General features: G+C 54.3%; 9 protein-coding genes. All 9 read left to right on the forward strand.

What is annotated here, in order from left to right; all coding sequences use genetic code 11:
• The first annotated feature begins 71 nt into the window (after nucleotides 1-71).
• The 9 genes from rpmH to BLP78_RS14120 all read left to right on the forward strand — a co-directional run bounded on the left by rpmH (nucleotide 72) and on the right by BLP78_RS14120 (nucleotide 8,541).
• Complete coding sequence (rpmH, locus tag BLP78_RS14080) at nucleotides 72-206, forward strand: 50S ribosomal protein L34 (RefSeq protein WP_090460225.1); 135 nt, start codon at nucleotides 72-74, stop codon at nucleotides 204-206.
• A gap of 21 nt (nucleotides 207-227) precedes the next feature.
• A complete protein-coding gene (gene rnpA / locus BLP78_RS14085) occupies nucleotides 228-587 on the forward strand; it encodes a ribonuclease P protein component (protein ID WP_256330299.1) in 360 nt (119 codons plus the stop codon).
• Entirely contained in the window at nucleotides 575-784 is a 210-nt protein-coding gene (gene yidD / locus BLP78_RS14090; protein WP_082204619.1) for a membrane protein insertion efficiency factor YidD, read from the forward strand. The genes rnpA and yidD overlap by 13 nt, the downstream gene beginning before the upstream one ends.
• Nucleotides 785-867: 83 nt before the next feature.
• Nucleotides 868-2,592, forward strand: coding sequence for a membrane protein insertase YidC (yidC, locus tag BLP78_RS14095; RefSeq protein WP_090460227.1), 1,725 nt, complete (start codon nucleotides 868-870; stop codon nucleotides 2,590-2,592).
• 103 nt (nucleotides 2,593-2,695) lie between these two features.
• A complete protein-coding gene (mnmE, locus tag BLP78_RS14100) occupies nucleotides 2,696-4,051 on the forward strand; it encodes a tRNA uridine-5-carboxymethylaminomethyl(34) synthesis GTPase MnmE (protein ID WP_090460228.1) in 1,356 nt (451 codons plus the stop codon).
• A gap of 180 nt (nucleotides 4,052-4,231) precedes the next feature.
• Complete coding sequence (mnmG, locus tag BLP78_RS14105; RefSeq protein WP_090460241.1) at nucleotides 4,232-6,142, forward strand: tRNA uridine-5-carboxymethylaminomethyl(34) synthesis enzyme MnmG; 1,911 nt, start codon at nucleotides 4,232-4,234, stop codon at nucleotides 6,140-6,142.
• Nucleotides 6,139-6,771, forward strand: a complete 633-nt coding sequence (gene rsmG / locus BLP78_RS14110) for a 16S rRNA (guanine(527)-N(7))-methyltransferase RsmG (RefSeq protein WP_090460230.1) — start codon at nucleotides 6,139-6,141, stop codon at nucleotides 6,769-6,771. The genes mnmG and rsmG overlap by 4 nt, the downstream gene beginning before the upstream one ends.
• A gap of 93 nt (nucleotides 6,772-6,864) precedes the next feature.
• A complete protein-coding gene (locus BLP78_RS14115) occupies nucleotides 6,865-7,674 on the forward strand; it encodes a ParA family protein (RefSeq protein WP_090460243.1) in 810 nt (269 codons plus the stop codon).
• Between the two features lie 30 nt (nucleotides 7,675-7,704).
• Nucleotides 7,705-8,541, forward strand: a complete 837-nt coding sequence (locus BLP78_RS14120) for a ParB/RepB/Spo0J family partition protein (protein WP_090460232.1) — start codon at nucleotides 7,705-7,707, stop codon at nucleotides 8,539-8,541.
• Nucleotides 8,542-9,045 lie beyond the last annotated feature (504 nt).

A 9,045-nucleotide genomic window follows, 5' to 3' on the forward strand; every position in this document is an offset into this window, starting at 1 on the left:
ATTGGTTGACACCAATGTACGTAAAGAGTTGTAATGCCGAGTTTTATTGATTATCAGGCTCAGGGGACATCATGAAACGCACTTATCAACCGTCCGTGACACGGAGGAAACGAACCCATGGTTTTCGAGTTCGCATGAAAACCACGGGGGGTGCGGCTGTTATCAGAGCTCGCCGCGCCAAGGGACGAGTCCGCCTGGCAGTTTAGCTGCTGGCGCCAGATTCAAAATTGAGGGATTGTATTATTCGCTTTCAAAAAAATAAGCGGTTGCATAAAGCAGAAGAATTTTCCTCAGTTATCCGGTGCAAGTGTTCAGCACGCAGCGAATTTCTTCAAGTTTTCGCTAAGCCCAATGGCTTATTGCACCCGAGACTGGGGTTGATCATCGCTGGTAAAATCGAGCGGTTGGCTGTAAATCGAAACAGGGTCAAACGCGTATTGCGCGAGGCGTTTCGAGCGCGGCAGCAAGATCTGGCCGGCCTTGATCTCGTGGTGCGTTTACGATGTAGAGTTAGCCACGACAATTCATCACGGATAGCGGGGGAAGCGGAAAAGCTCATGATTCAACTGCAGCGATGTCGCGGATAATCATCGGTTTTATCAAGATCTACCAATATTGCCTGAGCCCGTTTTTTGGACCCTCGTGCCGGTTCAGTCCATCCTGCTCAAACTATGCATGCGAGGCGCTCACCAAGCATGGGGTGCTTCGCGGAATATTTCTGAGTGTCTGGCGAATAATGCGCTGCAATCCCTGGGCCCGTGGCGGACATGACCCCGTCCCGTAGGACTTATCACATAGGGCTTATCAGGGTTTGAATAATTCATGCCTCGATTATCCATATCGTAAAATATAAAATCGCGAAGCAAGATGGATACACAAAAACTAGTACTCTTCCTGATTTTTGCCACGTCAATGCTGTTTCTGTGGGAGGCGTGGCAAAAGGAACAACTTCCGCCACCCTCAGCCGCATCTGCCTCTGCCTCTGCAACCCAACGCGGGGCAAATCAGGCTGATAAAAACGGCCAGAACGAGACCCCCATACCTGGAGATAAACTTGTCTCGGCACAGCCGGGCAAGGATGGAGCCGCCGTTGAAAACGCTGTCCCTGTCAAGGTCACTGGCAAACTGGGAATAGGCGAAAAAATTGTCGTCAAGACCGATATGGTCGTTGCGGAAATCGATACTGCAGGAGGCGATTTACGACGCCTCGAGTTACTCCAATACCCTGATACCGCAGATAAGCACAAATCCTTCGCGCTGTTGCAAAGTCAAGACGAGCACGTTTATGTGGCCCAGTCGGGGCTGATTGGAGAAGGCCTGCCCAGCCACAAGACAAATTATACGGCGGACCAGGGTACCTATGAGCTGGCGGCTGGAGCGGATAAAATCGAGATACGTCTCCTGGCCCCTGAAGCCGATGGTGTGCGCGTAGTCAAGATATACACATTCCATCGCGGAACTTATCTCATCGATGTCAGTTTCGAGGTTACCAATCAGGGAACTGCCGCGATCCAGCCCTTCTCTTATTTCCAGATGTTGCGCGACAGCCAGCCTCCAGTGGGTTCGGTATTCATGATTCCCACTTATACGGGCGCCGCGCTTTACACGGAGCAGGATAAGTTCAAGAAAATCGAATTTTCGGCTTTGGATAAAGGCAAGGCAACCTATCCTAAAACGGCTGACAATGGCTGGATTGCCATGCTGGAGCACTATTTTCTCACCGCCTGGCTACCGAAGGACAAAACCCCCCGCGAGTATTACGCGAAGCCTTTGGGCGACAACGAGTATACGGCCGGTGTCATTGTGCCGGTAGGTATGATCGAGCCTGGCGCTACGGCTACCGTTACGGTGCCGCTCTACGCGGGCCCCGAGGAACAAAGCAAGCTCGCGGCGGTTGCTCCCGGGCTTGACCTTACGGTGGACTATGGCTGGCTGACAGTGATCGGCGCACCGCTGTTCTGGTTGTTGTCGTTCTATCATTCATGGACGGGAAATTGGGGCATCGCCATTATCCTTCTGACCATGTCGGTCAAGCTGGTGTTTTTCCCGTTATCGGCGGCGGGCTATCGGTCGATGGCAAAGATGCGGCTGGTTACGCCCAAGCTGCAGCGTTTGCGTGAACAGCACGGGAACGATCGTCAGCGCATGCATCAGGCGATGATGGATTTTTACAAGGCAGAAAAAATCAATCCGATGGGAGGCTGTTTTCCCATCCTGGTTCAGATCCCGGTGTTTATCTCGTTGTACTGGGTATTGCTGGCGAGCGTGGAGTTGCGTTACGCGCCCTTCGCATTGTGGATAGAAGATATGTCCTCTCCCGACCCTTATTATGTACTGCCCATACTCATGGGTATTTCGATGTTCGTACAATCAAAGCTAAGCCCGCCGTCCGCGGATCCGATCCAGGCGAAAGTGATGCAGATCATGCCTTTCGCTTTCAGTGTCTTCTTCTTCTTCTTTCCTGCTGGACTGGTGCTATATTCATTGGTCAATAACGTGCTTTCTATCCTCCAGCAATGGCAAATCACGCGCATGATCGAGGGTTCCGCCGCCGCTACCGCCGCGGGAAAACAAAAAAAGCAGAACGGCTGATATCGCCGAGCGCTTTCTATTCGAAATCGAGCGGACTCTGCTGGAAATATTCGGGTGAGGTGAGGGGCCACTGGTTGGCTGACTCACTTCGGCCCATTACCTGATGGAAAATGCTGACACTATTGCCGCGGTTGCTACACCGCCCGGACGAGGCGGCATCGGTGTAGTGCGTGTTTCCGGCAATGGCATAAAATCCTTGGTGCTGAAGGTTATCGGCTATGTGCCTGAACCGCGCTATGCCAGCCTGAGCAAATTTTTCGATGAAGATGGACAGGTCATCGATCAAGGAATCGCTCTTTTTTTCCCTGCTCCTCATTCCTATACCGGCGAAGACGTTCTCGAACTGCAGGGTCACGGTGGCCCGGCGGTAATGAATCTACTATTATCCAGTTGTCTCTCGGCGGGTGCCCGAATGGCGCAGCCCGGAGAATTCACCCTTCGCGCCTATCTTAACAATAAGCTGGATCTCGCTCAGGCTGAAAGCGTCGCGGACATCATAGACGCCAGTACGGGCGAAGCCGCACGCTGTGCCATGCGCTCTCTGCAAGGGGAGTTTTCCAATGCCGTGCATATCGTTGTGCAAGCGCTCATTGATCTCCGTATATCGGTTGAAGCATCGCTGGATTTTTCCGAGGAAGAAATAGATCATGCCCATCATGTTGATGTCAGCCACAGGCTGAGGGGCGTCCAGGCGCATCTGGAGCATGTGCTTGCATCAGCGCGGCAGGGCAGCATACTACGTGAAGGGATATGGATCGTTCTGATTGGACAGCCTAACGTCGGAAAATCAAGCCTGCTGAACCTGCTGGCGGGGGAAGAGGCGGCCATTGTCACGGAGATACCGGGCACTACGCGTGACACGATTCGCCGGACCATTGAAATTGAAGGTGTTCCGCTACATTTGCTGGATACCGCCGGGCTGCGGGAAACGGACGACGCCGTCGAAAAAATGGGCATTGCCCGCACGCGCTCTACCCTCGAAAAAGCGAATTTCGTGCTGCTCGTAATGGATAGCCGGTGGGGTATCACCCCGGCGGATCAGGCGATACTCGACAGCCTTCCTGCGGGATTGCCGGCAATATACGTGTATAACAAGATCGATCTGCTGGACGAGCGCTCCCTTGCGGAAGTGGGAGAAGGCGGATCGGAGATTTACGTTTCTGCGATAACAGGCGCTGGGATCGAAACGCTTCGCCAGAGGCTGCTGGAAATGGCCGGCTGGCAGCCACGCTCGATGGGTGAGGGTGTATTCATGGCGCGTCAGCGCCATCTACAGGCGCTGACGACCGCTCGCGAATACCTGGAAAACGCGGCTGAACTGGACAGGGGAGCGTTTCAACCCGAGCTGCTCGCCGAAGAGTTACGGCTTGCTCAGCAAGCGTTATCGGCCATCACCGGCGAGTTCAGAGCCGACGATTTGCTGGGGGAGATATTTTCGCGATTCTGTATTGGCAAGTAAGCGCCTCCCAGCCAATCCAGCTTCAAGCCACTTATCGGCTCTCGGGAATTTCAGGAAAAATGTTTCACGTGAAACATGCGCGTGGATAATCGTGTTTTGCCACTCCGAAGGACCCCGCCTTACATAGCCCCCCGTTTTACCGTAGAATGCCACCTCTTTAGCGAATGCGACGGTAGCGTAGTGAACTGCTCTGAAAATTTCGATGTAATAGTCATTGGCGGTGGACATGCCGGTACCGAGGCAGCCCTCGCGGCTGCACGCATGGGCAAAAAAACGCTCCTGTTATCGCACAATATCGAAACCCTGGGGCAGATGTCCTGTAACCCCTCCATTGGAGGTATCGGCAAGGGGCACCTGGTAAAAGAGGTTGATGCGCTTGGCGGGGCAATGGCTGCCGCCGCCGATGAAGCCGGCATCCAGTTTCGCATACTCAATTCGAGCAAGGGACCGGCTGTACGGGCAACGCGTGTCCAGGCGGACAGGATGCTCTATCGCCAGGCAATCCGGCGTCGTCTCGAGAATCAGCCTAACCTGTGGCTGTTCCAGCAGGGAGTGGACGATCTCACCCTCGAGGGGGAGTGCGTCACTGGCGTCGTAACCCAATTGGGAATCAGGTTTACCGCCCGAGCGGTGGTCCTGACGGCAGGAACGTTTCTTGGGGGGCTTGCACATGTCGGTTCAGCCAATTTCCAGGCTGGCCGGGCCGGTGACCCACCCTCCATCAGCCTGGCCGCCCGCCTGAGAGAGATGAAACTGCCTGTGGGTCGATTGAAAACCGGTACCCCGCCGCGCATAGACGGCCGTAGCATCGATTACTCGGCGGTTATCGAGCAGCCGGGCGACAGTCCTGTGCCGGTCTTCTCCTTTATGGGTGACGCCGCCCGGCACCCACGGCAGTTGCCCTGCTGGATGACGCATACCAATAGGCATACGCATGACATCATTCGGGGCGGTCTGGATCGATCCCCACTGTTTACCGGCGTAATCGAGGGAACAGGGCCACGATATTGTCCTTCCATCGAGGACAAGGTCGTGCGATTTTCAGCGAAGGAATCGCACCAGATCTTTCTGGAACCCGAAGGTCTCGGCACTCATGAGGTATACCCCAACGGAATCTCGACCAGTCTGCCATTCGACATGCAGGTCAAGTTGGTGCAGTCCATCAAGGGGCTTGAAAACGCACATATTACCCGTCCCGGCTACGCTATCGAATACGACTTTTTCGACCCGCGGGCATTAAAAAGTTCGCTTGAAACAAAAGCAATCGAAGGTCTGTTTTTTGCCGGGCAGATCAATGGGACGACGGGTTATGAAGAGGCTGCGGCCCAGGGACTGTTGGCAGGGATTAACGCGGCACGCAAGACACAAGACCGGGAAGCGTGGTGCCCGCGCCGCGACGAAGCTTACCTGGGTGTTTTGGTGGACGATCTTGTCACCCGAGGCGTTACCGAACCCTACCGCATGTTTACCAGCCGTGCCGAATATCGCCTGCAACTTCGGGAAGACAACGCTGATTTGCGTTTGACCGGGATGGGCCGGGAGCTCGGGGTGGTCGATGATGTACGCTGGGTTTCATTCGAAGCCAAACGCGAAGCGATTGTTCGAGAGCAAGGCAGATTAAAAGCGACATGGCTCAATCCGAATACCAGTTTGAATGCGCTACCCGAAGCGGACGCGTTGCGAGTGCTGGGCAAGACCATTGAGCATGATTATTCGCTATACGAATTGTTGCGGCGCCCGGACGTATCCTATGCCGCTCTGATGACGCTGCCCGGTGCAGGGGAGTGTGTCGCTGACCCTGTGGTTGCGGAACAGGTTGAAATCCAGGCGAAATATCACGGCTACATTGAACGTCAGAAGGATGAAGTGGCGCGTAATGCCGGCTATGAGGACATCCGCCTGCCGCTCGATCTTGATTACACCACCGTGCGCGGCCTCTCCGGCGAAGTGCAGCAAAAACTGAATCAATTCAAGCCGGAAACAGCAGGACAGGCAGCCAGGATTTCCGGCATAACGCCAGCGGCAATTTCATTATTGCTGGTACACGTAAAACGTGGGTTTTCCGGCCAGAAAAAAAAGAAGAGCGCATGAGTCTCACGGCGCAACTCGCTGGCGGAATCGAAGCCCTGGGATTGACGCTCTCGCGCGAAACCCAAACGCGCTTGCTGCAATACCTCGCGCTGATCCGGAAGTGGAACCAGGTGCATAACCTGACCGCGGTGCGTGAGCCGGAAGCAATGCTGGTTCGTCATTTGCTCGATAGCCTTGCGATTTTACCGCACGTCACCGGATCGCGTATTGCCGACGTCGGCAGTGGCGCTGGCTTGCCGGGGATTCCCCTGGCTTTGGCGCGGCCCGAGTGGCATGTGACCCTGGTTGAAATCAATCACAAGAAAGCCGCATTTCTGCAACAGGCGCGAATCGAGCTGAATTTAAAAAATATCGAGGTGATGGCTGAGCGCGTCGAAAATTTTCGACCGGCGGATGGGTTTGATATCGTAATTTCCCGTGCTTTTTCCGATCTGACTGATTTTGCCAGCCTGGCGGGGCATTTGTGTGCGCCAGGAAATGTTGGCGGCAAGCTTGTGGCGATGAAAGGAGTGTATCCTCACGAAGAACTGGCACAGCTCCCAGCACAGTTCATGGTCGAAAAAATATTACCGGTTACAGTCCCTGGCCTTGAGGCGGAGCGACATCTTGTCTGGATCAAGCAGGCATAGCGGGTGACGGTTTGGCGACCACGGTGGTTTTAGCGGATGGCCCGCGATTTGACAGCCGGGTTAGCCGGAGATGCCCGGTTCGGAGAGGACAAGATGGCGAAAATTCTGGCAATAACCAATCAGAAAGGCGGGGTAGGAAAAACCACCACGAGTGTTAATCTGGCGGCGAGTCTCGAAGCCGCCGGACGCCGTGTCTTATTGATCGATCTCGATCCCCAGGGTAATGCCACGATGGGAAGTGGTGTGGACAAACGTGTCTTGCGGCATACGGTATATCAGGTATTGTTGGGTAGCCGAAGTATTACGGATGTACGTGTAACCTCTACCAGCGGCAAGTATGACCTCGTCCCCGCCAACCGTGACTTGGCCGGTGCTGAAATAGAAATGGTGGATCTGCCCCAGCGGGAAACACGATTGAAGGCGGCGCTGCAAGAGGTGGAAAAGGAATACGATTTCATTCTCATCGATTGCCCGCCCGCACTTAACCTGCTGACACTCAACGGTTTATGCGCAGCGCATGCGGTGATGATCCCGATGCAATGCGAGTATTACGCCCTGGAGGGGTTGAGCGATCTTGTCAATACCGTAAAAAAGGTACGGGCAAATCTCAACCCGGTGCTCGAGATCGAAGGATTGCTGCGTACCATGTTCGATCCCCGCAATATACTGGCGCAACAGGTATCCGACCAACTGCAGCAGCACTTCGGGGACAAGGTTTACCGCACTGTAATCCCACGTAACGTACGGCTGGCCGAAGCGCCGAGCTTCGGTATACCGGCGTTATATCACGACAAATTATCCAAAGGCACCCAGGCCTATCTGGCGCTGGCGGGGGAAATGCTGAACAGATACTCATCCGTCGCGCCGGTCCAACAGGATCACGAACGGAAGCTCGAAGCGTAACGGGATAAAGACCAGGAAGGGAAAAAGCAGATGAAATTGAAGGGGTTGGGGAGGGGATTGGATGCGTTGTTGGCAGGTGACAGCGATGGCCGCAGGGCAGAGGAATCGCTGCAGAACCTGAAAACTTCACTGCTGCAACCGGGCAAGTATCAGCCGCGCACCCACATGGATAAAGTATCTTTGGCGGAGCTGGCGGAATCCATCAAGGCCCAGGGGGTAATGCAGCCGATCCTGGTGCGGCCTGTTTCGCCGGGAAGCTACGAAATCATAGCCGGCGAGCGGCGCTGGCGCGCAGCACAACTGGCGGGGCTCGCTGAAGTGCCTGCGCTCATCCGTGAAGTACCGGATGAGGCAGCACTGGCCATGTCGCTGATCGAGAACATTCAGCGCGAGAACTTGAATCCGCTAGAAGAAGCTATGGGAATTCAAAGGCTTATAAGAGAATTCGGAATGACTCACCAGGCTGCCAGCCAGGCTTTGGGCAGTTCGCGCAGCGCCGTTTCCAACCTCCTCCGATTACTTAATCTGCCGCCCGCCGTGCAGGAATTGCTGATGCAGGGAAAGATCGACATGGGGCACAGCCGCGCGCTGCTCTCGCTTCCCGCGTCGAAGCAGATAGAAACCGCGAATCTGGTGGTGCATAAACAGCTTTCGGTACGCGAGACCGAAAGGCTGGTGCACCGGATAGAGCATCCGGTAGAAAAAAAACACCCTAAACGCGACCGCGATTTGTTGCGCTTGCAGGAAAATATCTCTTTGAAACTCGGCGCGCAAGTCGTCATCAATTCCCGAAAAAACGGTAAGGGAAGCGTGGTGATTCATTACGACAGCCTTGAGCAATTGGACGGGATATTATCTCGGTGGTGATTTGGAATTTAAACCTTGCATTGTTTCCAAGCCCAGGGTTTTAAAAAGAACATTGAAAAAATTTTCCTCGCGCTACATGGGGGCTTTTCAAGGTTTTTAAAGAGGGGGAGCGCTCATTGTTCCCCAAACTGCTTGACTTAGGCTATTTTCGAGGATAGTCTTTGCCGGGTTGTGGGTATGTAAAGTACCAGTTAGACCGTATTAGATAGTACAAGTAGTAATTAATTTGAATTGCGCAGCAACAAATTATCGAAGCTTCCACCGGCGTAGAGTAGTTCAGGAACAGAGGTAAGTTCAGGAACGGAAGGGGCAGGACAAGCCGGTAGAGCGCGCAGCACTTGATCAACGAAACAAGGCAACAGGAGGAAACAACATGGCAACAACACTAGGAACGTCGGGTCACGCCAAGGCAAGCGGCCGGGACTACGACATGTCGGAGTGGTATGACTCGAGGTGGTACAAATTCGGGCTCATCACCATGCTGCTGGTAGCGATATTCTGGGT

The organism is Nitrosospira sp. Nsp1 (assembly GCF_900100985.1).
GTDB lineage: Bacteria > Pseudomonadota > Gammaproteobacteria > Burkholderiales > Nitrosomonadaceae > Nitrosospira.

Excerpts from the sequence above, each read along its gene's own strand:
- rpmH (WP_090460225.1), top strand. The coding sequence starts at position 72 with ATGAAACGCACTTATCAACCGTCCGTGACACGGAGGAAACGAACCCAT.
- yidD (WP_082204619.1), top strand. The coding sequence starts at position 575 with ATGTCGCGGATAATCATCGGTTTTATCAAGATCTACCAATATTGCCTG.
- yidC (WP_090460227.1), top strand. The coding sequence starts at position 868 with ATGGATACACAAAAACTAGTACTCTTCCTGATTTTTGCCACGTCAATG.
- mnmE (WP_090460228.1), top strand. The coding sequence starts at position 2,696 with ATGGAAAATGCTGACACTATTGCCGCGGTTGCTACACCGCCCGGACGA.
- rsmG (WP_090460230.1), top strand. The coding sequence starts at position 6,139 with ATGAGTCTCACGGCGCAACTCGCTGGCGGAATCGAAGCCCTGGGATTG.
- BLP78_RS14115 (WP_090460243.1), top strand. The coding sequence starts at position 6,865 with ATGGCGAAAATTCTGGCAATAACCAATCAGAAAGGCGGGGTAGGAAAA.
- BLP78_RS14120 (WP_090460232.1), top strand. The coding sequence starts at position 7,705 with ATGAAATTGAAGGGGTTGGGGAGGGGATTGGATGCGTTGTTGGCAGGT.